Consider the following 26,062-nt stretch of genomic DNA (forward strand, 5'->3'; position numbering starts at 1 on the left):
TCTCGACGGTCCATCGAGGACGCTCCGCGACAGTTCGCCTGACCTTCGACCGGTTAGGAGCTCCATCCATGGTGAGCAGACGCAGCGTCATCACCGTCGGGGCGACCGCGGGTGCGGCCGCCCTCGTCACGACCGCGACGGCCGCCGCCGCCCGCGGCGAAACCCCGCCGCGGGCGGGCGGCCCACACGCCGGGCACGGCGCCGCGGCACACCAGAACACGGCGAGGGGCGCCCACCTGGCGGCCGCCGCCGCACCCTTCACCGTCCGCATGCCGATCCCGGCGGTACAGCAGCCGGTCGCCTCGGTGGGCAATACGGACTTCTACGTCGTCACCACCCGTAGGACCAGCGTCGAGATCCTGCCGGGCACGCGCACCGAGGTGATGACCTACGACGGCAAGTTCCCTGGTCCGACGTTCAAGGTGCGTACCGGCCGGCTGGCCGTCGTCGTGCACACCAACCAGCTCGACATGCCGACCGCGGCGCACCTCCACGGTGGACACGTGCCGTCGAGCAGTGACGGGTTTCCGACAGACGTGCTCGTGCCGGGCCGGAGCCGCGTCTACAACTACCCGAACAAGCAGCGGGCGGCGACCCTCTGGTACCACGACCACGCGCACCACATGGAAGCGGAGCACGTCTACCGCGGCCTCGCCGGCTTCTACCTGATCGAGGACCCGGCCCAGGCCGAGCTGCGGCTCCCGTCCGGCGACTACGACATCCCGATCATGCTGCGCGACGCCCGGTTCGCGGACGACGCGAGCCTCGTCTTCGAGCCCGACGACTTCGAAAACCGCAACACGATCCTCGCGAACGGCAAGCCGCAGCCCTACTTCCGGGTCGCCGCGCGCAAGTACCGGCTCCGCTTCCTCAACGGCTCCAACCTGCGCACGTTCGCGCTGCGGCTCGGCAACGACACCGAGGTGGCGCAGATCGCCAGCGACGGTGGTCTCCTGGCCGCGCCCACGCCGGTGCGCGGGTGGGCGATGTCGCCCGGCGAGCGGGTGGAGGTCGTGGTCGACTTCAGCCAGTTCCCGGTCGGCAGCCAGGTGCTCCTCCAGGACGCCCAGGCCGGCCCGGTGCTGCGCTTCGACGTCACCCGCACCGCCGCCGACCGCAGCAGGGTGCCCGACCGGCTCAGCTCGATCGCGTCCCCGCGGGCCGCGACCAACGAGCGCGCCTTCACCCTCAGCCTCGACCCGCAGACGTTCCAGTTCGTCATCAACGGGCAGGCGTTCGACCCCAACCGGGTCGACACCGAGATCAAGCGGGGTACCACCGAGGTGTGGTCGATCACGAACGGCGACACCATGTTCGGCATCCCGCACAACTTCCACCCGCACCTCGTGCAGTTTCGGGTGCTCGACCGAAACGGTCAGCCGCCGTCGCCCGGCGAGTCCGGCTACAAGGACACGATCGCGGTGGCGCCCGGCGAGACGGTTCGCATACAGGCAACATTCGGCGACTACCTTGGTCGCTATGTCTACCACTGCCACATGATCGACCACTCCGCGGCCGGCATGATGGCGCAGATGTCGATCGTCCCCTGACGCCCACGGAGGGTTCCCGTGCCATCGGCAGAGAAGACTGTGCAGATCAACCAGTCCCCCGACACCGTGTTCGCGTTCCTCGCCCAGGGCGAAAACGACATGCGGTGGCGGCCCAACGTCCTCGACATCAAGCACGTGTCCGGCGACGGCGTCGGCGCCCGCTACAAGCAGGGCCTCCGCGGCCCCGGCGGCACCCGCATCCCGGCCGACTACGAGGTGACCAAGTTCGAGCCGGGCAAGCGGCTCGCGTTCAAGGCCACCGGCTCCGTCCGCACCGAAGGCGAGTACACGCTGACCCCGGCGAACGGCGGCACCTCGCTGACGCTGAAGCTGGCATGGCAGCCGAGCGGCGTGTCCCGCCTCCTGAGCCCGATGGTGAGCAAGTCGTTCGAGGAGGAGATCGCCTCCCTCGAAGGCTTGCGCGAGCTGCTCGAAAAGGAATCCTGAGCGCCGTGTCCCGGAGGGCTCACCCGGCCCTCCGGGACGCGGCCTCACCCTGCGCGCTTTGTCCCGGTCGGCCCTTCGGGTTGGTCCCGTTTCCGCGTGTGGAGCAGGGCCGCGACGGCGAGCGCCGCAAACGCATGTCGTGGGGTCGGCGTCACTCCTCGCCGGCGGTGCGCATCGGGACCACCAGGTAGCGCAGGTCGAGATCGGGCGCGGCGGTGAACGCGGTCGCCCGCATGCCCTCCTGCACCCGCATCGACACCGTGCGCCGGGCGAACGGGCGCAGCGCGTCGGTCAGCAGCCGCGCCTGGTAGGAGCGGGTCAGATGGTCGCCGCGCACCGACGCCTTCACGGTCTCCTCCGCCTCGCCGGTCAGCGGGTCGCTCGCCCGCACGACGAGGATGCCGTCGCGGGCCTCGATCACGACGCGGCTCTGCTCGCCGCCGTATGGCGCGGCCCGGTCGAGCGCGCCGGCCAGCTCGTCGGCCTCGACCTCGATCGTGCACTCCGGGGCGATGTCGAGCAGCCGGTCGAGCTGCGCGTCGGGAAACGGCGTGCCGAGGCTCGGCACCACGACGCTGCCCTGCGCCCACGCCAGCCCGAACATCCGCGCGTCGGCGTGCACCACCACCCGCTCGGCCCGACCCGCCTGCTTGACCATCTCGGCGAGCACCACCGCCGGCACGAGCGCGTCGACCCGGGCACCCTCGGCCGCCGGCCGCCACGGCACGGACGCCGCGGCCATGCGGTAGCGATCGGTGGCCAGCAACGCGATCCGTGTGCCGTCGGAGCGCAGCCGCACACCCGTGAAGATCGGCAGCGCGTGCTCCCGCGAGGCCGCGCCGGCCACCGGCGGTGCCACCTGGCGCAGGTCGGCGCCGCTGACCTCGCCGACCAGGGGCGGTAGGCCGGCACACGGCGGATACTCGCCGCCGACGCGGGGCAGCGCGAAACGGGCGGTGGCGGTGCGCACCGCGAGGCGCGACCCCTCGACGCTCAGCCGCACCTCCGGCGTGGCCAGCGCGGCCAGCGTCTCGGCGAACGCCCGCCGCGACACCACCGCCGAGCCCTCCACGTGCACGGTGGCCGACACGCGGGCGCGCGCGGTCAGCTCTCCGTCGGTGGCGGTGAGCAGCAGCCCCTGCCGGTCGGCGCCCAACAGCACGCCGGCGAGCGCGGGCTGCGACGGCCGGGCGGGCATCAGCCGGGCGATCCGGCCGGCGGCCTCGGCGAGCGAGGCGGCATCCGCGGTCAGGTCGAGCACGTCGGTGGTCACGCCGGGCAACCTACGCCGGGGGTACGACACTCCACTCCGGCAGCGGTTCGCGCTGGGCGAGCCAGCTGAGCGGCACGCCGGTCACGCCCGGCCGATCGCCGACGCCGGTGTGTGCCGCCACGATGCCGCCGGCGATCGCGGCGGTGGTGTCCACGTCTCCCCCGGCCTCCACGCAGGCCGTCACCGCGCCCGGGTAGTCATCCAGGAACGTGGCGGCCACCCACACCGCGAACGGCACCGTGTCCTGCGCCGTGACCCGCGACCCGTTGCCCAACTCGTACGCCGCCTCCGCGACCGAATGGCCCACCAGCCGCCCGGCCCGCGCGACCCCGCGCCGCACCTGGCCGTCGACGAGGAACGGCGTCAACATCTCGACGAACCGGGCCGGCTCCGGCCGCACACCGGACAGCCGGGCGGCCGCGGCGTGCGCTGCGGCGGCCGCCACCACGACCGCGCCCAGAATCCCCTCCGGATGTGCGTGCGTCACCTCCGCCGACCGGATCGCCTCCTCCGCCGCCCGCCGCGGCTTGTCGGCGTAGTACGCACCCAGCGGCGGAACCCGCATCGCGGCACCGTTTCCACACGAGCCCTCGCCGCCGAAGGCCGAGCCCGCCGCCTCCCGCCACGGTCTGCCGTCGCGGATCTCGTGCAGGATGACGACCGCACCGGCGCCGTAACCGCGGTAGGGCTCGCACCGATCCGCGAACACCTCCGCCAGCGCGTCCTGGTCGATGCGCCCGCGATCGTGCAGCTCGGCCACCACGGAGCAGGCCATGTGCGTGTCGTCGGTCCACTCCCACACGCCCTCCGGCGGTCGGCCCGCCTTCAGGTCGGCGAGCGACCGGCCGACCATGAAGAACTGCGCGCCCAGCGCGTCACCGACCGAGAGCCCCTGCAAGCTGTCGAGGCTCAGATGCCGACGCGCGTCGTCGTAAAGGACAGTCACCATATCGCCTCGATCCTTCCTCACTCCCGGCCGCGCGTCAGCATCCCGATCTGGGCTACGGCGATGCGGGAGCGGCGGTAGCTCAAATCTCTTTCCAGGCGGCGGCGACCAACGCGGGAAGGATCTCGGCCGCGGGGCCGCGCAGGTTGACCTCGCAGACGCGGTCCAGGGGCGTCGGCTCGGGGTTCACCTGGATCACGGTGGCGCCGGAGCGGGCCGCGAGGCGCGGGATCTCGGCGGCCGGGTAGACGACGCCGGAGGTGCCGACCGTCAGCAGCAGGTCGCAGGCTACGGCGGCGTCGACGGCCGCGGTCAGCGCCGCCTCGGGCAGCGCCTCGCCGAACCAGACCACGCCGGGACGCACCAGCCACCCGCAGTCGGCGCAGCGGGGCGGTGGGATCCTGCGGCCCTCGCCGACGCCGGCCGCCAGCTCGGGGACGGGTGCCGGGTGGGCCGCCTCCGCGACGCACCGGGGCGCGAACAGGCTGCCGTGCAGGTGGACCGGGGCCCGCGAACCGGCTCGCTCGTGCAGGTCGTCGACGTTCTGGGTGATGACCACGGTGCCTGGGACGCGGGCCTCGATCGCCGCGGCCGCCAGGTGTCCGGGGTTGGGCTCGGTGTGGAGGACCCGTGCGCGCCGCCACTCGTACCAGCCCCAGACCAGGTCGGGATCGGCGTGGAACGCCTCCGGGGTGGCCAGCCGCTGCGCGTCGAACTGAGCCCACAGCCCGGTGAGGTCGTCGCGAAACGTGGGCACGCCGCTCTCGGCCGAGATCCCCGCACCGGTGAAGACCACGATCCGACGGGCGTCGCGGAGGAGCCCGGCGGCGGAGGGATTCAGTAGGCTCACGCCGTGAGGATAGGTGTGCTGGGTGCCGCCCGCATCGCCCCGGCGGCGCTCGTCAGGCCCGCGCGTGTGGTCGACGGCGTCGAGGTCGCCGCCGTCGCGGCGCGGGATCGGGGCCGGGCCGAGGCGTTCGCCGCGCGGCACGGCGTGCCCGTCGTGCACGACTCCTACGCCGACCTCGTGGCGGATCCCTCGCTCGACGCGGTCTACGTCCCGCTCCCCAACGGCCTGCACGCACAGTGGACACTCGCCGCGATGGAGGCCGGCAAGCACGTGCTGTGCGAAAAGCCGTTCACCTCCAACGCCGCGCAGGCCCGCGAGGTGGCGACCCTCGCTGATTCGTCCACTGTGGAGGTGATGGAGGCTTTCCACTACCGCTACCATCCGGTCGCGCGGCGCATGCACGAGATCGTCCACAGTGGTGAGCTGGGTCCGGTCCGGCGCGTCGAGACGGCGATGTGCTTTCCACTCCCCCGCTTCTCCGACATCCGGTACGACTTCGCGCTGGCCGGCGGCGCGCTCATGGACGCCGGCTGCTACGCCGTCCACTGCCTGCGCCTGCTCGCCCCGGGCCAGCCGGCGGTCACCGCCGCGAAAGCCGTGACTCTCCGGCGCGACCCGCGCGTCGACCGCGCGATGACCGCGGAGCTCAGCCTTCCCGGCGGGGCGACGGCCCAGGTGCGTACGTCGATGTGGTCGGCGCGGCTGCTGCGCATCACGGCCAAGGTCTTCGGCGAGCGCGGCACGCTGACCGTCGTCAACTTCGCCGCCCCGCACATGTGGTCACGCTTCACGGTGACCGTCGAGGGCCGGCGCCGCCGCGAGCGTTTTCAGGGCGAGGCGACGTACGTGCACCAGTTGCGCGCCTTCGCCGCCGCCGTGCGCGGCGAGCCGACCAACCTCACGCCGCCGGCCGACTCCGTCGCCACCATGGCGCTGATCGACGACATCTACACGGCGGCGGGGCTTCCGCTTCGCGCCTAGCGGGCTCCTTCCGCACCGGCGCGGTCCATCACGCCGTGGCCAGTCCGAAGGTGGCGACCGCGCCGGCGACCAGGCAGGCCACCCCGGCGGCGAGGATCCAGCCCGGCTCGGCGAGCAGGGTCATGGCGAGGCCGGCGAGCACCGTCACACCGGCGAACGCGGCCAGCGGAAACCGGCGCCGCGGCGCGTGCACCGGCGCCACCGGAAGGTCGGCCGCCGCCTCCGCGGGGTCGAGGTGGCCGCGGAGGAAGAGCCGGAAGAGCAGGATCAGCGAGGGCACCAGCACCACCGCCCCCACGGCCACCGCGGTGACGACGGCCTCCAATGTGGAACGGCTCGCGGCGGCCTGCTCGATGGTGAGGCCGGGCAGGAAGCGGGGCCGCTGCGCGAAGGCCCAGCCGGCGACGATGGCCGCGACGGCGAGCGCGGCCGAGGCGCGGGCGGCCTCGAAGCGGGCGCGCCAGACCAGCGCCAGCGTGGCCACCCCCGCCGCGACCGAGATGGCGACCATCAGGGCGCCGCCGCCGCGGGTGAGGCCGTGGTACAGCTCGGGCGCGTCCTGCCGGACGACGACGAGCCCGCCGAGCGCCAGCGCGCCGGCGCAGAGCCCGGAGACAAGTGCCCGGGCGCGAAAGTCGCGTTCGAGCGTGCCTTCGCGGAGGCGGTGCGCGTCGGCGGCCAGGTAGACCGCGGCCAGGTACGCGCCGGTGGCCACGGCGAGGGCCCCGACGAGGATCGACGTGGGGTTGAGCCAGCTGGTCACCAGGTCGCCCGCCGCGTTGCCGACCGGCACCCGCCCGGAGGCGATGCCGCCCACGACGGTGCCGAGCGCGAACGGCGTGAGGATCGACGAGACCGCGAAGAGGTTTTCGATCGGGCGGCGGCCGGGGGCGTCTTCGAGCTGGCCGCGCAGCGCGTACGAGGCGCCGCGCAGGATGATGCCGACCGCGGCGATGAACAGCGGCACCGCGAGCGTGGACGTGATCGAGCCGAACGCGACCGGGTACGCGGTCCAGCACACCACGAGCACGAAGACGAGCCACACGTGGTTGGCCTCCCACACCGGTCCCATCGCGTGGCGGGCGTGGTCGCGGGTGGCGGAGGGGCTGGCCCGGCCGGCGCCGGCGAGCAGCCCCCACAGCCCGGCCCCGAAGTCGGCGCCGGCCAGCACCGTGTACGCGGCCAGGCCGGCGAGGATGAACACCGCGGGCAGCTCAGCCATCCCAGTCAGCCTCCAGCGGCACCTTGCTGAACCGGTGCAACATCCACCCGACGCCGGCAGCGAGTCCGATGTAGACGATGACGAGCGTGGCGTATCCGACGGGGATGCCGGACGCGCCGGTCACCGCTTCGGAGGTGCGCATCACCCCGTACACGATCCAGGGCTGCCGCCCGACCTCGGTGGTGATCCAGCCGGCGATGAGCGCGACCACCGACAAGGGTCCGGCGGCCACGACGGCCCAGTAGAACCAGCGCGGCCTGGGCAGCCGCCGGCGTCTGAGGCGGACGTAGAGGTAGACGGCGCTGATCAGCGCGAGCAGCAGGCCGATCCCCACCATGACCTGGAACGAGTACCGCACCACGTTGACCGGCGGCTGGTCCTCGACCGGCACGGCGTCGAGCCCTTGCACCGTCGCGCCGGGGTCGTGGTACGCGAGCAGGGACAGCAGCCGCGGGATCGCGACGCCGTACACCACCTCGTTGCCGTTGTACCAGCCGAGGACGTGCACCGGCGCGCCGCTCCTGGTTTCGCCGAGCCCCTCCATGGCGGCCAGCTTCACCGGCTGGTGGTGGGACACCTCGCGGGCCGCCCAGTCGCCGATCACCACCTGGAGCGGCGCGGCGACCGCGGCCGCGGAGAGCGCGACGGTCAGCGCGGTGCGGTGGTAGCGGTCGCGGCGCCCGCGCAGCCATCCCCAGGCGTACGGGGTGGCGAGCAGGAAGCCGGTGACGATGTAGCCGGCGAAGTACATGTGGACGAACTCGTGCCAGAAGAACGTGTTGCCGAACAGCGCCTCCCACGGATCCGCGGCGACCGCCCGGCCGTCGCGGAGCGTGAAGCCTTCGGGGTGGTTCATCCAGCCGTTGACCGCGATGACGAACAGCGAGCCGGCGACCCCGGCGAGGGCGATCGGGATGCCGGACAGGAAGTGCAGGCGCGGCCCCAGCCGGTCCCACCCGTACACGTAGATGCCGATGAAGATCGCCTCGGTGAAGAACGAGAACCCTTCGAGGGTGAACCCGAGCCCGAACACGTTGGCGAAGCGGGCCATGAACTCCGGCCACAGCAGCCCGAGCTCGAAGCTGAGGATCGTGCCGGTCACCACACCGACGGCGAACAGCCCCAGCATCACCTTCGACCAGCGCCGCGCGAGCGTGCGGTACAGCCGGTCGCCGGTGCGCAGGTAGCGCCACTCGCAGAAGAGCACCAGCGCGGGGAGCGCGATGCCGAAACAGACCAGCGGGATGTGCACCGCCAGCGACAGCGCCTGCATCTGCCGTGCTTCGAGCAGGTAGTCCTCGATGCTCACACCCCCAAGCGTCCGGCTCCCGGCCACGCTAACGCCGCGGCACGCCACCCGCGCGGTGAACGGACGAACTGCCGATGGACACCTTGGACAGGCGAGTGCGGGGTGAGACCGTGTGTGGCATGAAATTCGACGTGTACCGGTTGGTGCTTCCACTGGTGCCCGAGGCGGTCGCGCTCGTGGCCGGCCTGTTCGTCTTGATCGCATTCCGGCGCCGGCTCGGCGCGGCGGCTGCCCCGGCGTTCGGCGGTGTCGGCCTGCTCGCGCTGGCCACCGCCGGCGAGGTCGTCTGGACCTACTGGGTGCTGTCCCGCGAGTGGGCGCCGGTCAACGTCGCCCCCGAGGACGGCTCGATCCCGATGCCCACCGGCCTCCAACTCGCCCGAGACCTCGACGAGCCGGTGCGCGTCGCGCTGCTGATGATCTACCTGGTCGGGCTGGTGCTGCTCGCCTCGGCCCTCTTCGCGGGCCGCCGTGCCGCGACGATGGCGGGCAGAGCCCGATGACCGATCAGCTACCCCTCCTGCACGCCCTCACCACGGCGGCCGTCTGCGCGGTCGGCCTGGCGGCGGCGGTATTGCTGCGGCGCCGGCTCGGCCGCGCGGCCCTGCTGGCGACGGCGGGCTTCGTCGTGCTGGCGGTGGCCCAGGTCGCCTCCTACCTGTGGATCGACCACCTCGCCGGCACCTTGCCCGGCGCCGCCCCGGAAGAGCTAGAAGACATCGTCAACCGCGCGGCGTGGGTGCGCGCGGTGTCCGGCGCCGTCTCCGCCGCCGCCCTGGCACTGCTGCTCACGGCCCTCCTGACCGGCCGCCAACCCGCCCCCGAAGAGAGCGCCGTCGGAGGTCGCCGCTGATCGACGTCGCCGCCGCACACCAGAAGGTCACTGCTGCACCGGGCGGCCCGGGGCCATCCCGGCGCCGCGGAGACCGCCGCGCTCCTCGCCGCCGCCATCGACAACCCGCGCCTCCACCTTTCGGTGGCCGAGCTTGTGTAGCGCCGCGGCGGCGAGCCCGAGGGCGACGGTGGAGGCGATCGCGCGGACCAGGTTCCAGGTCACCCACGGTCCCTCGTACGCGGCGCGTACCCGGGCCGGGTCGGCGATGGCGTCGGGTGCACCGGCGGCGGCGAGCTCCTCGTTGAGTGGCACGCTGACGCCCATCGTCAGGGCGAGGCCGCCGACGCCGTAAGTGACCGCGGCGAGGACGAGCAGGATCGTGGCCGGGCTGCGCCACCGTCGCAGGCCCAGCAACGCCGCGAGCGCCGTCACCGCGAGCGCGCCGAAGAAGCTGACGGCGAAGCCGGCGTTGCGGACGTTGGCGTTGATCGCCTGCATGGTGGCGATGAACGTGCGGTCGTCGGTCTCGGCGAGCCCGACCATGACCGAGCAGGCGTACGCGTAGAAGAAGCCGGCGATCAGCCCGAGCAGGACGACGGCCACCCAGGTGACGGCAAGTTGTTTCCGCATATCCGAACCGTACGGTACGGTTCGGCTATGACGGCATCCGGTGAACCCCCGAGAACGCCCCCGAGATCCACGCGCGGGGACGGGCTCGACTCGGAGCCGGCCGCCCGGGGCGGCCAGCGAGCGCGACCAGCAGAGTCCCGCGGCGAGGCCCGGCGGCAGGCCATCCTGGACGCGGCCGCGCGGATCCTCGAACGGGACGGCATCGCGGCGCTGTCCACCCGGCGGATCGCCGAGCAGGCGCACGCGTCGAAGGAGACAATCTACGCCCACTTCGGCGGCCGGCGCGGCCTGCTGGCGGCGCTCGTGCTGCGCCAGTCGACCGACACCAACGAGCTGCTGCGCGCGGCCCTGGACACGCCACCGGCGCGGCCGGTGCGCCCGGCCCTGGAAGCGGCGGTCCGCGCCCTGCTGGCCCTGCTGACCGGCGAGCGCTCACTGGCCCTCAACCGCGCCGCGATCGCCGGCGTGCCGGGCGATCCCGAGCTGGCCCAGGTGCTGCACGCCAACGGCCGGGCGACCACCGGGCCGCTGTTCGAGGCGGTCCTCGCCGAGGCCACGAGACGCGGCGAGATCGCCTGCCCCGACCCGGCCGAGGCGTTCGGCGTGCTCTTCGGCCTGGCCGTCCGCGACACGCAGATCGCCGCCTTGCTTGGCGCCAGCACCCCGCGAGTCGTCGACGGGCGCGCCGCCGACGCCGTCGACCTCTTCTACCGCCTGTACGGCACGGGTCAGACGGCGGCGAGCAGCGCGTCGAGCGGGCGGGGCAAGGCATCCCGGTCGACCGCGGCCTCGACGAGGAGGCGGGCGTAGCGCGACTTGCGCCGCGCGCCGCTGCCGAAGAAGCGCCGCATCTGCGCGTCGAGCTCCCGGCCGCGCCAGGCGGGCTGGCTCTGCAACGAGCGGAACGAACCCAGGTCGCCCTGCGACTCGAACAGCTCCTCGACGTCCGCGGTGCCCACGGCCCGGATCAGCTCGTCTTCGAGGTCCTGGACGCAGACGTGGAAACCGAGGTGCTCGACGTCGCGAAGCCCGCGCCGGAAGATCTCCTCCTCGTGCAGGTCGCACAGGCCCGCGAGCCGCATCCCGGCACGCAAGCCGGTCAGGAATCGGCCGATCGCGTGCGCCCCGCCGATCGGCACGACGACGATCCGCTCCGCCTCCAGATCCCGGCCACGGCGCGCCGCCGCCGTCTCCACCGCGATCTGGTCGCTGATGCCCTCGACGAGTACGGCGGTGGTGGCGTCGCCGAGCTTCGCCACGGCGCGGGCCGTCGCCTCGATCGGGGCGGTCGGACCACTCACGTAGCCTTCGAGCGCCCGGCGGGCGAGCTCACGGCGGTCGGCGACGTCCATGCCGCATGATGGTCGACCCGCGCGGCGGCCGACAAGCCATTAACGCGGTGTCAGAGCCATCCCTGGTCGCGCGCGAAGATGATGGCCTCGGTGCGGTTGCCGACGTCGAGCCGCCCGTAGAGGGCGCGCAGCATCCGAAACATCATCCGCTCGGAGTAGCCCGCCCGGCTCGCGACCTGGGCCATCGTCTCGCCGCGGGCGAGCTCCCGCAGCCACTCGATCTCACGCTCCAAGGGCACCTCGCGGCGCTGTCGCCGGCCCGGGTCGAGACACGCCCGCAGTACGGCGATCGGCAGTACGGTGCGGCCGTCCGCCACCGCCGCGCACACCTCACGGATCTCGTCCGCCGCCGCGTGCCGTGGCACGGCACCGACCGCACCGGCGTTGAGGGCGCGAAGGTACGCCGGGACGGTTGGGTCGTCCAGCACCGCGATGACGGCCACCCGCGACCGGGACTGGCACGTCTCTTCCAGCAACGTCCAGTCCGCGGCGTGGCGCAGGGTCAGCAGGACGAGGTCACCGGCACCCGCGCGCACCCAGGCCGCGAGGTCGTCGGGGGCGTCGTGGGCGAAGCCGGCGCGCTCCAGGACGTCGCTGAGCCCACCGCGAAACATCGGTAGCGGATCGACGATGGCGATCCGGACCGACATGACCTTCATGCCCCCAAGGGAGTCGACGCCGAACGCTGCACATGCTCGCTGCCGTCTGATCGGGTGGCAACACAACGCACCGTCACGTGCGGACTTCGGTCATGAATCCGACCATCATGGCAGCTCCCTGCCACGACATGCGTCATAGACCGGCGCGATGGACGCCACGTAGCGTCACTGTCACACGATGTCGTCGGTCGGCTCGGTTTCCCTCGCCGGGAGGGCTGCGATGGTCAACGACGGTGGCGACGTTTGGCGTCCCCGGATCCGGCGCAAGGCCCGCAAGCCGCGTCGCGGTTCCTCGCTGGGCCCTCTAATCGTTCTTGTGATCGTCGTCCTGGTGCTGATCATGCTGTCGAAGGAATCAGGCGGCTAGGCCTTCGTTCGCCCGGCGGACGCCGGCCAGGATCTCGGGGTCGCCGAGCAGCCGCAGCATCAGCCGGATGCGGCTGATGCTGCCCCGTGCCCGCCCGCCCGAGATCTCCCGGGCCAGTCGGACCGCCTCGACCGCGGCGCCGGCGTGGCCGGGGTTGTCGGTGAGTGCCAGGCCGCACAGGGCCAGACCGTGTTGCTCGTGGACGGCGTAGTCCCGGCCGTCGTGCCGGAGCCGCGAGCTGGCGCTGACGTAGGCCCGCGAGAACGCGACGTAGGCCCGGTCCGGGTCTCCCTGCCGCAGCGCGACGATGCCCTGGAGGCTCAGCGCGCCGACCGCCCTCGGCGGGCCGGCGTACAGGCGACTCGCGGCGTTGACCGCAGCGGCGGCGTCGTCCGTCCGCTCCAGCACCGCGTACGCCAACGCGAGGTTGAGGTACGCGCTCCGGGTCAGCTTCGGGTTCCGGGTCTGTATGCCGATCTCGGCCGCCGCGACCGCCGGCGCGACCGCCCGGTCGGGATCGCAGTCGTCGACGAACGCCGCAGCCTCCTGGTCCAGGCACTGCCCTTCACGGAGGACCTCGCCGGCGGCGTTCGCCAGCGACCGTCCTTCCCGCGCGGCGGCCAGCGCTTCGGTCCACTCGCCGAGCTGGGCGTGCGTGAGGGCCCGGTCGAGGCAGAGCAACGACCGCAACGGTCCGCTCTCCCTGGCCGGCAGTCGATCGATCGCGCGCTGAGCCTCGGTGTACTGCCGCAGCGCCGCCGGGAACTCGCCGATCTTGGCCAGGCACAGGCCGAGGCTCAGCCGGGCGCCCACCTCCTCGACCCCCATCCGGCGCAGCCGGCACTGCCGTACGGTCCGCCGATACAGGTGCAGCGCGCGGGATATCCGGCCTTCGTCGTACCAGGCGCTCGCGAGCTGAAGGCGCAGCACGATCCGATCGCCGCTCAGCCGGCCCTTCAGCCGCATGGCGGTGGTCAGCTCCTCGACCACCAGCGCGTAGTCCTCCTGCTGCTGGCGGGCCGCGACGAGGTACGACAGGTTGTGCGCCTGGTCGTCCGGGTCGGTCAGCAGATGCTTGAGCTCCGTGCGCCACCGGATCAGCACGTCGCTGTTGCCGGACGGGATGAGGTGCTCGTCGTCGAGCTCGGTCATGAGGTCGAGCGCGCGGTCGTAGTCGCCGGCGCGGATCCGCAGGTGCACTTCGGCGAGCCGCGGCCGCAGGTCCTCCACGCCGGTGACCCGGCCGATCGAGGTGTGTGCGAAGTAGTCGGCGGCGCGTAGCCGCAGCGCCGGCACGCGCTCGCCCGGCGGCATCGTCGACAGGACCAGGCGCTGGTCCGGCTCCGGCGGCAGGAAGTACTGGCCGTCGTCGTGCCGCACGACACCGCGCCGGTGCAGGTCGCCCAGGACCGCGCGGCTGTCCGGAACCGGCCCATAGGGACGCAGCAGATAGGCGACGGCCGCCGGCTCGACGGCACGTTCGTAGACGGCCAGCGCCTCCACGACCCCGCGCTCCACCTCGCTCAGTCCTTTGTAGATCCGCTCGAACAGCACCTCACCGGGAGGCTGCTGGTCCTCGCGGAGCCGCCGATCCAGCTCGGACACGAGGTCGCGCACGGACCCGGACGGCGCCTTACGGCAGACCGCGGCGAAGAGCTCCAGCACGCGCGGTACGCCGCCGGTCAGGTCGTGCACGGCGCGCAGCAGGTCGTCGGGCGCGTCCGCGATGCCCAGCGACCGCAACAGGTCCATCGCGAACGGCGCGGGAAGCCCGTCGCCGAGCGGGACCTCGGCCGCCCGGTTGCCCAGGGCGCGCAGCAACGCCTCCGGACGCTGCCTGGCCACGACGACGAACTGGAACCCGGGCCGCTCGGCGTGCAGCAGGCCGAGCAGCGTCTCCCGCAACTCCCGGTCGCGCAGGTCACCGTCGCGGTCGAGCTGTTCGTCGGCGTCGTCGAGGATCACGACGACCCGCTGGCCGGACAGAGCCGACATCACGTGGTCGAGCTTGCCCACCCACGGCACCGGATCTTTCAGCCGCAACCGCAGGCGCGCCTGTGCCTCCGGGTCCTCGACGAGCGCCGCCAGCTTGTCGAGCAGCACGCCGGCTCCGATGTCCTGGTATCCCGCGCCGGACAGGTAGAAGAAGCCGTCGACGGCGTGGGGCGACTTGTCGCGGGCGAGCTGCTGCCGCAACCGGTAGATCAACGCCGTCTTGCCCGAGCCCGGCCCGCCGACGACCGCCACCAGGCCCTTCGTAGTATCCGCGACCGCGTCCTCGAGGCGTTTCAGCTCGACGTCGCGATCCCGGAAGCCGGTCGCGATCACGACCGGTACCTCGTCCACGTACCGCAGCGCGGCACCGACCGCCGGGCGCGACGGCATGTCGGTCGGGCTCGCCGCGGCGCCAACCACGGGCGGCGCCTTCGGCTCGACGGCGGGCGGCGTCACGCGCGGCTCCCGCTCGCCGGGCGGCACGTCCGGGACGTCGCGCAGCCGGAGGAACTCCCGGACGGCGTGCCCGGCGACCTGGAAGAACCACCGCTTGTCCGCCGGATCCACGCTGTCGTACGTGAGGTACGCCAGCGCCGCGGCGGCGAGTGAGAGCAGGCGCTGATGCCGCCACTCCAGCCGCACACCGTCCGAAATGGACCCGCAGCCCCGGTGGATCTCCCGCAGCGCGTCGGCGACCCAGATGTTCAGCGCCGCCGGCCGGTCCGCCCGTGGGTCGAGCACGAACCGGCGGAGGCTCTCGCGTGTCGCGGGGTCGCCCGGCGCGCGTTCGAGCTCCTTCGCCGCGACCGACATCGTCAGCGTCGCGATGTCTCTGGTCAGCGGCGCGTCCAGGGAGAAGGCGGAGAGGTCGATCAGCTTCATCGCCGTGAAGAGCGGCGGTTCGGGTGGGTCGACCGGCACCAGCGCGTTGTCGAGGTGCAGGTCGCCGTGTGCGCGGCCGGCCAGGTACTCCATGCGGAAGTCGTGCAGCTGGGAATCCGGCTCGGCCATCCGGATCGGGTTGGGGATCAGTCCGGTGCCCATGTCGATCCAGCGAGCCACACCCACGTCGAGGCCGGGCCACAGCGCCTCGGCGACGGCCCGGATCTTCACGAGCGAATCGCGCAGCTCGATCCGGAGGTACTCGTCCGCGACCGTTGCCAGGATGAACGGCGCGTTGGCGTTGGGCCAGAGCGGCACGTTCCACTCGTCGATCAGGATGCGCGTGAGGTGCCCGCACGCCTCCGCCCGAAACTCCTCCGAGACCTTCGCCAGAGTCGTCGCGCCGTCCAGGCTCCCGGCGGGATCCTGGAACATGATGTGGCGGCCGTCGTCCACCGGCTGACGCGTGCCGTACTGCTGGACGAGTCGACGGCGGGCGAAGTCTCGGGCCGCCGGGTCCGTCAGCGCCCGCCGGTGCCGCCCCGTCTCCCCGCTGTACGGCCCGGCCGGCAACACCTTGGCGATGAGCTTTTGGCCGTGCGGGTTCGGCTCGCTGCCGGCGAGCATCAGCCAGATCGCGATCAGGCGGGAGCCGGAGTAGCCCCGCGCCTCCCAGCGGAAGCTCGGCAGGCGCACCCAGCCGTCCTGGCCGGCCGCCCACCGCCGCAACGCGTTCGCGACGGCGTCGTCGTCGACGAAGGCCCGGACCTCCGCGAACTCGGCGTCACGCTGTGCCGGATCCATCGGCCGCGGCTCACGGTGCGGCGGGCGTGAAGCGGGCCTCCAGCTGCTCCTTCCGGTACTGGAAGTCCGCCTCGTCACGGTCGTGGTAGCGAAGGAAGAACCACCTCGGCGTGCGCGGCTGCTGGCGGCGCATCTGGAAAAGCAGATCCTGCACCCGCCGGGCGAACTCGGTCCACTCCGGACCCGGCGCGAGCGGCTTCTTGGCGTGCTCGGTCACGAGCGCGTGCACGCGGGTCCGCTCCCGGGTGTTCGTGATCTGCGACCGGTAGCTGTCGAGGCACACGAGGAGGAGGCCGAGCGACGGGACGAACCAGTTGCTCATCAGCTCGGTGATGCTCAGCTGGGCGACGATGCCGACGGTGATCCCGGCGACGCTCCAGAGCACCGCGAGCGCCAGCAGCAGCCGCGCATAGCGCCGCCGGACCCGCGACGCCCACGCCAGGTCCTGCTCAAGGCAGAACAACGTGTCGTAAGGCGGTGGGACGTCGGCCACGATGTAGTACGTCCGGTAGCGGTTTTCGTCGCCGCGGTACTGCCGGCTGAGCTCGCTCACCTCGTCTTCGGTCACCGGGTCGCCCACCGCCACCTGGTTCCACGGGAGGTCGAACAGCTCCTCGGCCAGCATCTCCTGGAGGGTCGCGCTGGTGCGCTGGTGTCGCGCGGCCCACGGCGCGACGGCCGTCGCGTAGACCACGACCCAGACCGCGCCGAAGACGGCGACCGTCGGCGCCGCCTCGGGCACGATCCGCGCGACGACGCCGAGGCTCGCGGCCAGCGCCGACACGGCGAGGCTGGCGGTGTGGGCCCGTTGCGCCCGCTGGTGGGAGGCGGCGATGGCCCGATGCAGGACGATGGCGCGCCGCCGCTGCTGCCGCTCGACGAGCCGCTGGGTGTTCGCCATGCGAAAAGTGTCCACGAGGACACCGACGGTATTGAATGCCTACAAGGCTGAAGGAATACGGCCGATCATCCGGTACGCGATTCGCGGATCATCCCCGACCGGAGTGGCAACGCCACCGTGACCAGCAGGGCCGCCGCGAGGGCGCCGAGCAACGTGTACCCGCCGGCGGCGAACGCGGCGGTCGAGCTGAGGGCGGCCACGGCGGCCAGTCCCCACACGGCCGCGTCGACGGCGCCTTCCACGCCGGACCGGTCCGCCGCCGCGAAGCCGTCGGCGAGGCTGCCGCTGCCGCCGACGAAGCAGAGGTTCCACCCGTACCCGAGCTGGAAGAGCGCCGCGACGCGCAGGCCCTCGTCGCCGGGCGCGATCGTGAGCTGCACGGTCGCGACAAGCATGGTGAGGAGCCCGGCGAGCATGATCGGGCGGGCGCCGAACCGGTCGAGCAGCCAACCGGTCAGCGGTGACAGCGCGAACATGCCCAGCGCGTGCGCGGACAGCGCGGTGCCGACCGAGCCGAGCGGGGCGTGGTGCTGGTGCATGCCGAGCGGTGCCGCGGTCATGAGGCCGCCCATCACGACCTGGGCGGTGGCCATCACGGCCAGGGCCGAGCGGGCGGTCGGGGTACGGGTCAGCACGCGCAGCGGCACGCGGGTCCTCGTCTCCTCGGGCCGTGCGCGCGGCAGCGCGAGCGTCGCCGCGGCGGCGAGGGTGGCGGCCAGCGCCGCGAAGAGGAACGCGTCCGCGAGAGCCAACCAGCCGAGCAGCAGCGGCCCGCCCACCGCGCCGAGCGCGCCCGCCCACACGACGACGCCGATCGCGAAGCCGTGCCGGCCCGCCGGCTGGTGCTCGGCGGCGGCGTAGCGGGACAGCAGCGCGGCCGCGTTGCCGAGCCCGATCAGGAGCATGGCGGCGCACAACGCGACGACGTGGCCGCCGCTCACCGCGGGGACGGCGAGCAACCCACCCGCGGCGGCGGCCGCGTAGCCCCAGGTGAGGCTCGTCCGCCAGGCCCAGCGCCGGCGCGCCCGGGTCAGCAGCATCGCGCCGAAGCCGGTGCCGAGGATGGCCGCCGTGTTGGGCAGGGCGGCCAGGGCACCGCCGACCTGGTCCGCCGCGACGATCGTGCTCACCGGGCTGGCCGTCGCCAGCGCGGCGTTCATCAGCGCGGCGGCGACGAAGAGGATTACGGTCATGGATTTACGGTAGGAAGGACCATGGTTCGCCTACAGAGGCTGTGGACACCCATGCGGCCCCGCCGCCTCTTGATTGGAAGGCGGATTCGCGGGACGCTTTCCACATGAAGGAGCTGGACCAGACCGACTGGCGCATCCTCGCCGAGCTACAGCGCGACGGCCGCCTGTCCTACAACCAGCTCGGCCGCCTGGTAAACATGTCGTCGCCCGCGGTGGCCGAGCGCGTCCGCCGGCTCGAAGAGTCCGGCGTGATCGCCGGCTACCAGGCCCGCGTCGACCCGGCCAAGGCCGGGCTGCCGCTGACCGCGTTCGTCCAGCTCCGCTGCGAGCACGGGCGCTGCCTGCTCAAGACCACCACCGCCGGCGACTTTCCCGAGGTCGTCGAGATCCACAAGCTGAGCGGCGGCTTCTGCTCGATGCTCAAGGTGCGCGTCGCGTCCATGTCCCACCTCGAAGGGCTGCTGGAGCGGCTCGGCGAGCACCGCGAGATGCACTCGCACGTCGTGCTCTCCACCCAGTACGAAAACCGCCCCGTGCAACGCCCCGCCGAGGAGCGGCCAACCACCCAATCGGCCGGCTGGAGCCACTAGACGTCCGGCAGGATGCCTCTATGGATGATCCGACAGAGGCGCTGGCCGACCGGCTGTTTCGCGACGCGCTCGGCGCGCTCGAGCTCTACACCGTCTACCTCGGCGACCGGCTGGGGCTCTACCGGGCCCTGCACGAGGGCGGTCCGGCCACCTCGACCGAGCTCGCCGACCGCACCGGCACCGCCGAGCGGTACATCCGGGAGTGGCTGGAGCACCACGCCGCCAGCGGCCTGCTGGAGGTCGACGACGTCGCCGCCGGCCCGCTCGACCGCCGCTACCACCTGCCGGCCGCGCACGTCCCGGTGCTGGCCGACCGCGACGACGTGCGGTTCGCCGCGCACCGGGCCATCGACATCGTCCGCGGCGGTCGCCCGCTGCCCGACCTTGTCGAGGCGTTCCGGACCGGCGGCGCTCCCCCGCGCCTGCCCTGGGAGCCCGAAGGGCGGGCCGCCGACAACCGCCCGACCTACCTCGCCCACCTCGGCGCCGAGTGGCTGCCCGCCATCGCGGACGTCGACCGCCGGCTCCGCGCCCAACCGCCGGCGCGCGTGGCCGACCTGGCGTGCGGCATGGGATGGTCGAGCATCGCCATCGCCCGTGCCTACCCACTGGTCACAGTGGACGGTTTCGACCTCGACGCGGCCGCGATCGCCGACGCCGGGCGCAACGCCGCCGCCGAAGGGCTGGCCGACCGGGTGTCGTTCTCCGTCGCGGACGCCGCCGCCCCCGCGCTGTCCGGCCGCTACGACCTCGTCACGATCCTGGAGGGCTTCCACGACATGGCCCGCCCCGTCGACGTCCTGCGGGCGGTGCGCTCCATGCTCGCCGACGGCGGCTCGGTCGTGATGATCGACGAGAAGGTCGCGGACGAGTTCACCGCGCCCGCGCCCGACCTGGAGCGCTACCACTACGGCTGGAGCGTGGTCACCTGCCTGCCCGGCGCCATGGGCGACCCGGAGACCGCGGCCACCGGCGCCGTGATGCGCACCGCCACCCTGCGCCGCTACGCCGGGGAGGCCGGCTTCCACTCCGTCGAGGTGCTCCCCATCGAGACGGCGACATGGCGTTTTTACCGGCTGTTCCCCTAGCCAGGACACCTCGTCTGGCTAGACTCCGGCCGGGAAGAAGGGGGAACGCCGTGTCGATCCGTGCCCGCGCCGTCCGTCTGGCCACCGCCGCCGTCCTCGTCGTCGCCGCGCTGCCGATCGCCACGGCGGAGGCGTCCGCGCACGGGCGGGGTGACTCGGTGCGGTTCGCGACGTTCAACGCCTCGCTCAACAGGGGCGCCGCGGGCGCGCTGCGGGCCGACCTGTCCACCCCCGGTAACGCGCAGGCCGGCGCGGTCGCCGAGGTCATACAGCGGATCCGGCCGGACGTGCTGCTGATCAACGAGTTCGACTACGACCCGGAGGCCGCGCGGCTGTTCCAGGACAACTACCTGTCCGTCGGCCGCAACGGCTCGACCCCGATCCGCTACCCGTACCGGTTCATCGCGCCGAGCAACACCGGCGTCGCGTCCGGGTTCGACCTCAACAACGACGGGCGTGCGGTCACCGACCCGGCCGTGGCGGGCTACGGCGACGACGCGCTCGGCTTCGGCGCGTTCCCCGGCCAGTTCGGGATGGTCGTCTACTCGCGATACCCGATCGAGTCGCGCGACGTGCGGACGTTCCAGACGTTCCGGTGGAAGGACATGCCGGGCGCGCTGCTGCCGGACGACCCGGCCACCGCCGGACCCGCCGACTGGTACTCCCCTGCGGAGCAAGCCGTCTTCCGGCTCTCCTCGAAGAGCCACTGGGACCTGCCGGTGCGGGTCGGCAAGCGCACCGTGCACTTCCTGGTCAGCCACCCCACGCCGCCGGTCTTCGACGGTGCCGAAGACCGCAACGGCCGCCGCAACTTCGACGAGATCCGCTTCTGGGCCGACTACGTGCGGCCCGGCCACGGCCGCTACATCTACGACGACAAGGGCCGCCGCGGCGGGCTGCGGCCGGGGTCGCGGTTCGTCATCGCCGGCGACCTGAACTCCGACCCGCGTGACGGCGACAGCATGCCGGGCGCGGCCCAGCAGCTGCTCGACAACCCGCGGGTCAACGCCTCGTTCGTCCCGACGAGCGGCGGGGCGGCCGAGGCCAGCGCGCTACAGGGCGGCGCCAACACCACGCACCGGAGCGACCCGGCGCAGGACACCGCCGACTTCGCCGACGTGCCCGGGCCGGGCAACCTGCGCGCCGACTACGTGCTGCCGTCGCGCGGGCTGCGGATCCGCGGCGGCGGAGTCTTCTGGCCGGTCGCCAGCGACCCGCTGTCCCGCCTGACCGGCACGTTCCCCTTCCCGACGTCGGACCACCGCCTGGTCTGGCTCGACGTCACCCGGTGAGCCCGGCCTCTGGATCCCTGACCAGAAGAGGATTCGAGCTACCGCGACGTCCGTCGTGGTCCAGACCGCTGCTCCCGCGGCCTCACCCGTCCGCCGCCGGTCGCGCTCACCCCGCGCGCAACCGGCGGGGAGAAAGGGGGTCCGCGAAGACCCCCTTCCGGGCTTGTCTCGCGGACCCGGCAGTGGACGGCCGGGGATTTCGGCGAGCGCTGCGAGCCGCCGGCCGGGAACGGTGCCCGCGGGAAAGCACCCCAAGAAAACGCTCCGCTGCGCTCCACGTTTCCCCGGGGACCCCGCGCAAACGGTCCGCAGCTGACGCGGACGTGGGCAAATATGCCTCGAAGCCACGCCACGACGGGCGGCGACCCTGACCCTGAAAGGTCTGCTAGCGCAGGGCGTCTTCGAGGCTTTCGGTGAGGGCCTGGAGATCCTGGGCGGTCACCCGGTGGAGCCGGCGGCTGGTGCGGGCGCGGAAGGCCGTCAGGATCTCGTCGACCCGGGTCAGGGCCGCGGTGTCGACGGCCTCGGCGGCGAAGTGGTCCTCCAGTCGTCCGACCGTCGCGGTCAGCTCGTCCAGCGCGTCCGCGAAGGCGACGTCGCCTTCGACGAGTCGGGGTTCGAGCTTGTCCCGGACCGTCTCCTTGAGCGTCTTGAGGCGCTTGCGGGTCTCGAGTAGTCCCTTGTGGAGCGTCGCGCCCTTCGCGCGGACCTGCCGGCCCAGCGCCTCGCCGAGGGTGGCGCCCGGATCGACGGTGATGAACCGGTCGAGGACCTCTTGGGAGGCGATCACGTCGGGCCCGGTGGGCACCTGCACGGCCGCGTCACCCACCCCCTTGGCGGGGTCCATCCGCACGGTGAACTCGACCAGGTCGTGCATCTCCCCGTCGGCGATCGCGCTGACCCGGTAGACCCGCTCCTGGAGGGCCATGCCCCGCTTGACGGTCATGGTGGTGTAGACGTACTGGACACCGGGCGCGGCGTTGGCCTGGAGCTTCGGCAGCCACGCCTCCAGCGACTTCTCGTAGCGCTGGTTGACGAGGAACGGGGCGTGCACCACCCCGTACGGTGCGTCGAAGCCCAGACCGGGTGAGCCGGCCCCGTGTGCCCGCTCGGTCTTCGCGGCGGCGAACTCGGGCCCCATGTCGGTGGCGCCGTGGATCGAGTCCTCGCCCTGGCTGACGGCCCGCGAGGCGGTGACGGACTCCGAGACCGCCATCTCCTCGACGATGGCTTTGCTGCCCGGATCCCGCCACACCCGGTAGCCGGACGGGAAGACGAGCACCTCGCCCTCCTTCAGCTCGGGGAACTGCCAGCCCGGTCCGTCGACGGCGTCTTCGATCGGCTTGATCTCGTCGGCCTTCACCGCGCGGTGCGTCCACGCCTTCCCGGTCGTACCGACCGGACTGCCCTCGAGCGGAGCGCTGGACACCCTGTTCGCGAGCTCGGGGCGGATCCCGGGGTACACGCGGCTCGCGGCCTGCGCCGCGGACTCGGCGGACAGGCGGACGCCGGCTTCCTCGGCGGCGCGGAGCATCTCGTCGGGGGTGTACCCGGGCGGCATGGCCTCGCTGATCGCCCGCTCTCTGGCCGCCGCCGGCAGTCCGGCGTCGCCGAGCTGCTGGTCGAGCGCCTTGAGGGCGTCGGCCAGTTCGTCCGACGTGGTCGCCGCGCGGGCCGCGGCGCGGCTCGCGACGGCGGCGCGGAAGGTGCGGGCCGTCCCCGCCGCACCCACCCCGGTCGCCACGATCTGCACCGCCAGCCACAGGGCGGAGGGCTCCACACTGGACACCGCCTTCGCGATGTCGAGGTCGGATCCGGCCGCGGCCTTGTCCAGCTGGTACTCCGACCACGCCTCGCTGAGCAGGTAGATGTCGATGCCGATCGCCAGCGCGTCGGCGGTCAGGATCGCCGCGGCGACCACCAGGCTCTGGCCTCCCGTGGGGATGGCGGCGAGCAGCGACAGCCCGATCCCGACCACGGTGAGCGCCGTCTTCCACCACGGGTCGTCGTCCGCGGCGGCGATCGCCTCGTCGAACAGCCTGGCGCGCATCGAGCCGGGCGGGATGGACTGGAGCTGGCGAAGGAGCCCGACGATGGCGTCCTGTTTCCAGATCGAGGTGTCGCCCGCGAGCAGCGCCTCCTTCACGTCCAGGATGTTGCCGAGGGTTTCCCGGATCCGGACGCCGTACTCCCAGTCGGTCGGATCCTCGGCCAGGTCGCGCAGGTCGTCCCACTCGTTGCGGGAGACGTACGCGGACAGGACCGGAAACTGCTGGGTCTGCGCCAGCTCGGCGTTCAGGAGGTCGGCCCGCGCCTGCGCCTGTTGCGCTTGCAGCGCGCTGATCCGCGCACCGAGGTTTTCGGCGAGCATGGGGTCGGACTCGGCGGTGTTCAACCGGGACTCCAGCGCGCCGATCTCCCCCGCCACCTGGAGAAGGCGGTCACGCTTGGCGACCAGGTCCGCCGCGGCCCGCCCGAGCCGCTGCTCCTCTTGGAGGTGGTCCTGCCGGGTGTCCCGCAGCGTGTAGTGGCGGTTGGACACCCAGCCGTACCGCTGGCTCTCCTGCTCGGTCTGGGCGAGGCTCGTGGCCAGCGCCTGGAGCATCAGCGCCTTGCCGACCTGCTCCGCCTGCCTGACGATCGTCTCGTTTTCCGCCTTGAGGATCTGCCACTGCTGGGACACCAGCCGGGCCAACGCGGGCGACGGAAACACCGGCGGGATCTGCGGCTGCCCGCCCATCGGGTACGCGCCCGCGGACGCACCCTGGCCCATCCAGTACAGGGCCTTGCCGAAGGTGGTGGACATCAGGTCGACGTCGTCGACGACGCGCTCGGTGTAGGCGGTGCCGCGCGTGGTCACCAGCGTCTCCAGGACGTACCGCACGTGCTGGGCGTCCTCGGTGAGCTCCATCCCGGCGGTGGCGTACGGGCGCGGCCCGGGGGTCGGGGTGTCCCGGGGCAGGTCGCGCGCCATCGCCTGCGTTTCCAGCAGGTCCCGGTTGGCTCGTACGGTGTCGCGGTTGGCCAGGTCGGGCCGTGACAGTGCGGCGTCGGCGGCGGCGAGCTCGGCTCGCAGCTCCTCGTCCGGCAGGCTCTCCGCCGCCGTGGCGGTCATCGACGAGTTGAGCGCCATCGGCTCGTAGCGCTCGATCCACTCGTACCCGGCCGCGGTCTGCGCGCGGACGTGCCGCAGCTCGTGCGCGAGCACCCGGTTGCGAAGCGGCGGCGCGGCACCGGCGACGACCGACGACAGCACGACATGCGGACCGAAGGCGAAGGCCAGGGCACCCACCGCGGCCGCCGCCTGGTCGGCCACCCCACCGGTGTGCACGATCGGCGGCGCCGCCTGCCGGCTCGCCTCCGGCGGCGGGGGCGTGGCCCGCTCGGCCTGACGGTCGGTGCCCACCGGAAGAGGGCCGGGGCGATCGACGAGCCGGGCCACGGCGCTGTTGCTGACCCAGGACACCGGCGGGGCGGCGGGCCCGGGCGCCGGCGTCTCGTCGACGGGCCGGTCGCGGGCGTGCTCCGCGCGTCCGCCCCTCATCACCTCACGGTACCGGCGCCCTTCGGGAAGCGGTGGTACCTGCGGGCAGCCATAGGGGCACGGTCCGGCGGACGGATCTTCGGGGTTCAATCCGGGCGAACCCGGATATACAGCAAGCACCTGCTTCCTCGATCATCGACGGTACGGGCGTCTATGTCAGGGGAGGCACGGGAGATGCGCGTGACGGGGATCGGTGGGCGGGTTGTCGCGGCGGCGATGGGCCTGGCCCTGCTAGGGGTGAGTGCGGCGTGCGGCGACGACGCGGGCGACGCCCCGGCCGCTCCGGCTGACACGACACACAGCACGCACGGCTCGGGTTCGCCACCTGCACCGCCGGCGCCGGCGCGGGACGGCGAGCGCTTCGTGACGCTGAAGATGCCGCGGCCGTACACGCCAGCCGCGCCGAACGGCGGCACCGACGAGTACCGCTGCTTCATCGTCGATCCTGGACTGTCCACGAAGAGCTACCTGACGGGCAGCCAGTTCCTGCCGCAAAACTCGGCCATCGTGCACCACGCCATCTTCTTCCGGATCACGCCGGAGCACGTGCGAGAGGCCAACGAGCTCGACAAACGCACGCCCGGCGAGGGCTGGCAGTGCTTCGGCGACTCCGGCGTCGACGACGACGCGTGGGTGGCCCACTGGGCGCCCGGCGCCAACGAGGTGCTGCTGGACGAGGGCCTGGGCTACGAGATGCCGCCGGGCAGCCAGATGGTCATGCAGGTGCATTACAACCTGCTCGCGATCGACGAGAAGACCGGCGACACCGACCAGTCGAGCATCAGGTTGCGCGTCGCCGACGGCAGCAGCCCGATGACGCCGCTGGCCACGCTCCAGGTGCCGGCGCCGATCGAGCTGCCGTGCACCGCGCAGGAGAGCGGCCCGCTGTGCGACCGCGACGAGGCGATCAAAGACGTGACCCGCCGCTTCGGCGAAGACGTCGGCTCCACCGCCGCGCAGCTCGTCGAGTGGTGCAGCAAGGGCAAGCCGGTGCCCGGGCCGACCCAGCACTGCGACATCCCGATGGAGGCCGGTGCCACCATCCACGCCACCGCCGGGCATATGCACCTGCTCGGCCGGTCCATCAAGATGGAGCTCAACCCGGGTACCGCCGGCGCGAAGACCCTGCTCGACGTGCCCCAGTACAACTTCGACGACCAGGCGATCCGGCCCCTGGCCAGCCCGGTCGAGGTGAAGAAGGGCGACGTCGTGCGGGTCACCTGCACCCACGACGCCGGCCTGCGCAAGATGCTGCCCCAGCTCAAGCAGCTGCCGCCCCGGTACGTCGTGTGGGGCGACGGCACCAGCGACGAAATGTGTTTGGGCCTGTTGATCGGCACGCGATCATAGGC

The 26,062-nt window shown here is 72.7% G+C and carries 23 protein-coding genes; 11 read left to right on the top strand and 12 right to left on the bottom strand.

The annotated features are described in order from the left end of the window. The first annotated feature begins 68 nt into the window (after positions 1 to 68). Entirely contained in the window at positions 69 to 1,550 is a 1,482-nt protein-coding gene (locus ACTMTJ_RS27390; RefSeq protein ID WP_441220854.1) for a multicopper oxidase family protein, read from the top strand. A gap of 18 nt (positions 1,551 to 1,568) precedes the next feature. Continuing rightward, entirely contained in the window at positions 1,569 to 1,997 is a 429-nt protein-coding gene (locus ACTMTJ_RS27395; RefSeq protein ID WP_441220856.1) for an SRPBCC family protein, read from the top strand. Positions 1,998 to 2,148: 151 nt separating this feature from the next. On the opposite strand, the gene ACTMTJ_RS27400 is transcribed toward ACTMTJ_RS27395, so the two are convergent. The 3 genes from ACTMTJ_RS27400 to ACTMTJ_RS27410 all read right to left on the bottom strand — a co-directional run bounded on the left by ACTMTJ_RS27400 (position 2,149) and on the right by ACTMTJ_RS27410 (position 5,066). Beyond that, positions 2,149 to 3,270 carry a DNA polymerase III subunit beta gene (locus tag ACTMTJ_RS27400; protein ID WP_441220858.1) on the bottom strand — a complete coding sequence of 374 codons (1,122 nt, stop codon included), beginning with the start codon at positions 3,268 to 3,270 and terminating at the stop codon, positions 2,149 to 2,151. 10 nt (positions 3,271 to 3,280) lie between these two features. Continuing rightward, on the bottom strand, positions 3,281 to 4,219 hold the full coding sequence (locus tag ACTMTJ_RS27405) for an ADP-ribosylglycohydrolase family protein (protein WP_441220860.1): 939 nt from the start codon (positions 4,217 to 4,219) through the stop codon (positions 3,281 to 3,283). 79 nt (positions 4,220 to 4,298) lie between these two features. Further along, positions 4,299 to 5,066 carry an SIR2 family NAD-dependent protein deacylase gene (locus tag ACTMTJ_RS27410; protein ID WP_441220862.1) on the bottom strand — a complete coding sequence of 256 codons (768 nt, stop codon included), beginning with the start codon at positions 5,064 to 5,066 and terminating at the stop codon, positions 4,299 to 4,301. 3 nt (positions 5,067 to 5,069) lie between these two features. Between ACTMTJ_RS27410 and ACTMTJ_RS27415 the strand changes: the two genes are divergently transcribed. Further along, positions 5,070 to 6,047 (top strand): Gfo/Idh/MocA family protein, encoded by a 978-nt coding sequence (locus ACTMTJ_RS27415; RefSeq protein WP_441220864.1) that lies wholly within the window; start codon positions 5,070 to 5,072, stop codon positions 6,045 to 6,047. Positions 6,048 to 6,075: 28 nt separating this feature from the next. Here ACTMTJ_RS27415 and ACTMTJ_RS27420 read toward each other — a convergent pair whose 3' ends face one another. Together ACTMTJ_RS27420 and ACTMTJ_RS27425 are read right to left on the bottom strand one after the other, a co-directional pair. Beyond that, a complete protein-coding gene (locus tag ACTMTJ_RS27420) occupies positions 6,076 to 7,269 on the bottom strand; it encodes a cytochrome d ubiquinol oxidase subunit II (RefSeq protein WP_441220866.1) in 1,194 nt (397 codons plus the stop codon). Next, positions 7,262 to 8,578 (bottom strand): cytochrome ubiquinol oxidase subunit I, encoded by a 1,317-nt coding sequence (locus ACTMTJ_RS27425; RefSeq protein WP_441220868.1) that lies wholly within the window; start codon positions 8,576 to 8,578, stop codon positions 7,262 to 7,264. Before ACTMTJ_RS27425 ends, ACTMTJ_RS27420 begins: the two co-directional genes overlap by 8 nt. Before the next feature lie 119 nt (positions 8,579 to 8,697). Between ACTMTJ_RS27425 and ACTMTJ_RS27430 the strand changes: the two genes are divergently transcribed. Together ACTMTJ_RS27430 and ACTMTJ_RS27435 are read left to right on the top strand one after the other, a co-directional pair. Further along, positions 8,698 to 9,081 (top strand): hypothetical protein, encoded by a 384-nt coding sequence (locus tag ACTMTJ_RS27430; RefSeq protein ID WP_441220870.1) that lies wholly within the window; start codon positions 8,698 to 8,700, stop codon positions 9,079 to 9,081. Next, on the top strand, positions 9,078 to 9,431 hold the full coding sequence (locus ACTMTJ_RS27435) for a hypothetical protein (RefSeq protein ID WP_441220872.1): 354 nt from the start codon (positions 9,078 to 9,080) through the stop codon (positions 9,429 to 9,431). Before ACTMTJ_RS27430 ends, ACTMTJ_RS27435 begins: the two co-directional genes overlap by 4 nt. 27 nt (positions 9,432 to 9,458) lie before the next feature. On the opposite strand, the gene ACTMTJ_RS27440 is transcribed toward ACTMTJ_RS27435, so the two are convergent. Next, on the bottom strand, positions 9,459 to 10,043 hold the full coding sequence (locus ACTMTJ_RS27440; RefSeq protein ID WP_441220874.1) for an anthrone oxygenase family protein: 585 nt from the start codon (positions 10,041 to 10,043) through the stop codon (positions 9,459 to 9,461). 27 nt (positions 10,044 to 10,070) lie between these two features. Here ACTMTJ_RS27440 and ACTMTJ_RS27445 point away from each other — a divergent pair, with 27 nt between their 5' ends. After that, positions 10,071 to 10,853 (top strand): TetR/AcrR family transcriptional regulator, encoded by a 783-nt coding sequence (locus ACTMTJ_RS27445; RefSeq protein ID WP_441220876.1) that lies wholly within the window; start codon positions 10,071 to 10,073, stop codon positions 10,851 to 10,853. Here ACTMTJ_RS27445 and ACTMTJ_RS27450 read toward each other — a convergent pair. Then, the gene (locus ACTMTJ_RS27450; protein ID WP_441220878.1) at positions 10,772 to 11,395 is read right to left on the bottom strand and encodes a TOPRIM nucleotidyl transferase/hydrolase domain-containing protein; all 624 of its coding nucleotides are present in this window, start codon (positions 11,393 to 11,395) and stop codon (positions 10,772 to 10,774) included. The two genes, ACTMTJ_RS27445 and ACTMTJ_RS27450, sit on opposite strands and share 82 nt — an antisense overlap. A 50-nt stretch (positions 11,396 to 11,445) precedes the next feature. Continuing rightward, complete coding sequence (locus tag ACTMTJ_RS27455) at positions 11,446 to 12,054, bottom strand: DNA-binding response regulator (RefSeq protein ID WP_441220880.1); 609 nt, start codon at positions 12,052 to 12,054, stop codon at positions 11,446 to 11,448. Positions 12,055 to 12,232: 178 nt separating this feature from the next. On the opposite strand from ACTMTJ_RS27455, the gene ACTMTJ_RS27460 reads away from it, so the two are divergent. After that, positions 12,233 to 12,421 (top strand): hypothetical protein, encoded by a 189-nt coding sequence (locus ACTMTJ_RS27460; RefSeq protein WP_441220882.1) that lies wholly within the window; start codon positions 12,233 to 12,235, stop codon positions 12,419 to 12,421. Here the strand turns inward: ACTMTJ_RS27460 and ACTMTJ_RS27465 are convergent. The 3 genes from ACTMTJ_RS27465 to ACTMTJ_RS27475 form a co-directional block, all read right to left on the bottom strand. Further along, positions 12,410 to 16,102 carry an NACHT domain-containing protein gene (locus ACTMTJ_RS27465; RefSeq protein ID WP_441220884.1) on the bottom strand — a complete coding sequence of 1,231 codons (3,693 nt, stop codon included), beginning with the start codon at positions 16,100 to 16,102 and terminating at the stop codon, positions 12,410 to 12,412. The genes ACTMTJ_RS27460 and ACTMTJ_RS27465 overlap by 12 nt on opposite strands. Before the next feature lie 10 nt (positions 16,103 to 16,112). Further along, positions 16,113 to 17,003 (bottom strand): S-4TM family putative pore-forming effector, encoded by an 891-nt coding sequence (locus ACTMTJ_RS27470; protein ID WP_441220886.1) that lies wholly within the window; start codon positions 17,001 to 17,003, stop codon positions 16,113 to 16,115. Between the two features lie 65 nt (positions 17,004 to 17,068). After that, positions 17,069 to 18,196: an MFS transporter gene (locus tag ACTMTJ_RS27475; protein ID WP_441220888.1), complete on the bottom strand. Its 1,128-nt coding sequence runs from the start codon at positions 18,194 to 18,196 to the stop codon at positions 17,069 to 17,071. Between the two features lie 104 nt (positions 18,197 to 18,300). Between ACTMTJ_RS27475 and ACTMTJ_RS27480 the strand changes: the two genes are divergently transcribed. The 3 genes from ACTMTJ_RS27480 to ACTMTJ_RS27490 are packed head-to-tail and all read left to right on the top strand — an operon-like array spanning position 18,301 to position 21,166. After that, the gene (locus tag ACTMTJ_RS27480; RefSeq protein WP_441220890.1) at positions 18,301 to 18,786 is read left to right on the top strand and encodes an Lrp/AsnC family transcriptional regulator; all 486 of its coding nucleotides are present in this window, start codon (positions 18,301 to 18,303) and stop codon (positions 18,784 to 18,786) included. 20 nt (positions 18,787 to 18,806) lie between these two features. Continuing rightward, positions 18,807 to 19,874 (top strand): SAM-dependent methyltransferase, encoded by a 1,068-nt coding sequence (locus ACTMTJ_RS27485; protein ID WP_441220892.1) that lies wholly within the window; start codon positions 18,807 to 18,809, stop codon positions 19,872 to 19,874. Positions 19,875 to 19,924: 50 nt separating this feature from the next. Further along, positions 19,925 to 21,166 carry an endonuclease/exonuclease/phosphatase family protein gene (locus ACTMTJ_RS27490; protein ID WP_441220894.1) on the top strand — a complete coding sequence of 414 codons (1,242 nt, stop codon included), beginning with the start codon at positions 19,925 to 19,927 and terminating at the stop codon, positions 21,164 to 21,166. Positions 21,167 to 21,551: 385 nt separating this feature from the next. Here ACTMTJ_RS27490 and ACTMTJ_RS27495 read toward each other — a convergent pair whose 3' ends face one another. Continuing rightward, positions 21,552 to 24,710 carry an eCIS core domain-containing protein gene (locus tag ACTMTJ_RS27495; RefSeq protein WP_441220896.1) on the bottom strand — a complete coding sequence of 1,053 codons (3,159 nt, stop codon included), beginning with the start codon at positions 24,708 to 24,710 and terminating at the stop codon, positions 21,552 to 21,554. A gap of 180 nt (positions 24,711 to 24,890) precedes the next feature. On the opposite strand from ACTMTJ_RS27495, the gene ACTMTJ_RS27500 reads away from it, so the two are divergent. After that, the gene (locus ACTMTJ_RS27500; RefSeq protein WP_441220898.1) at positions 24,891 to 26,060 is read left to right on the top strand and encodes a monooxygenase; all 1,170 of its coding nucleotides are present in this window, start codon (positions 24,891 to 24,893) and stop codon (positions 26,058 to 26,060) included. The last annotated feature ends 2 nt before the right edge of the window (positions 26,061 to 26,062 follow it).

The organism is Phytohabitans sp. LJ34 (genome assembly GCF_052068095.1).
In the GTDB taxonomy this organism is placed as follows: Bacteria; Actinomycetota; Actinomycetes; order Mycobacteriales; family Micromonosporaceae; genus Phytohabitans.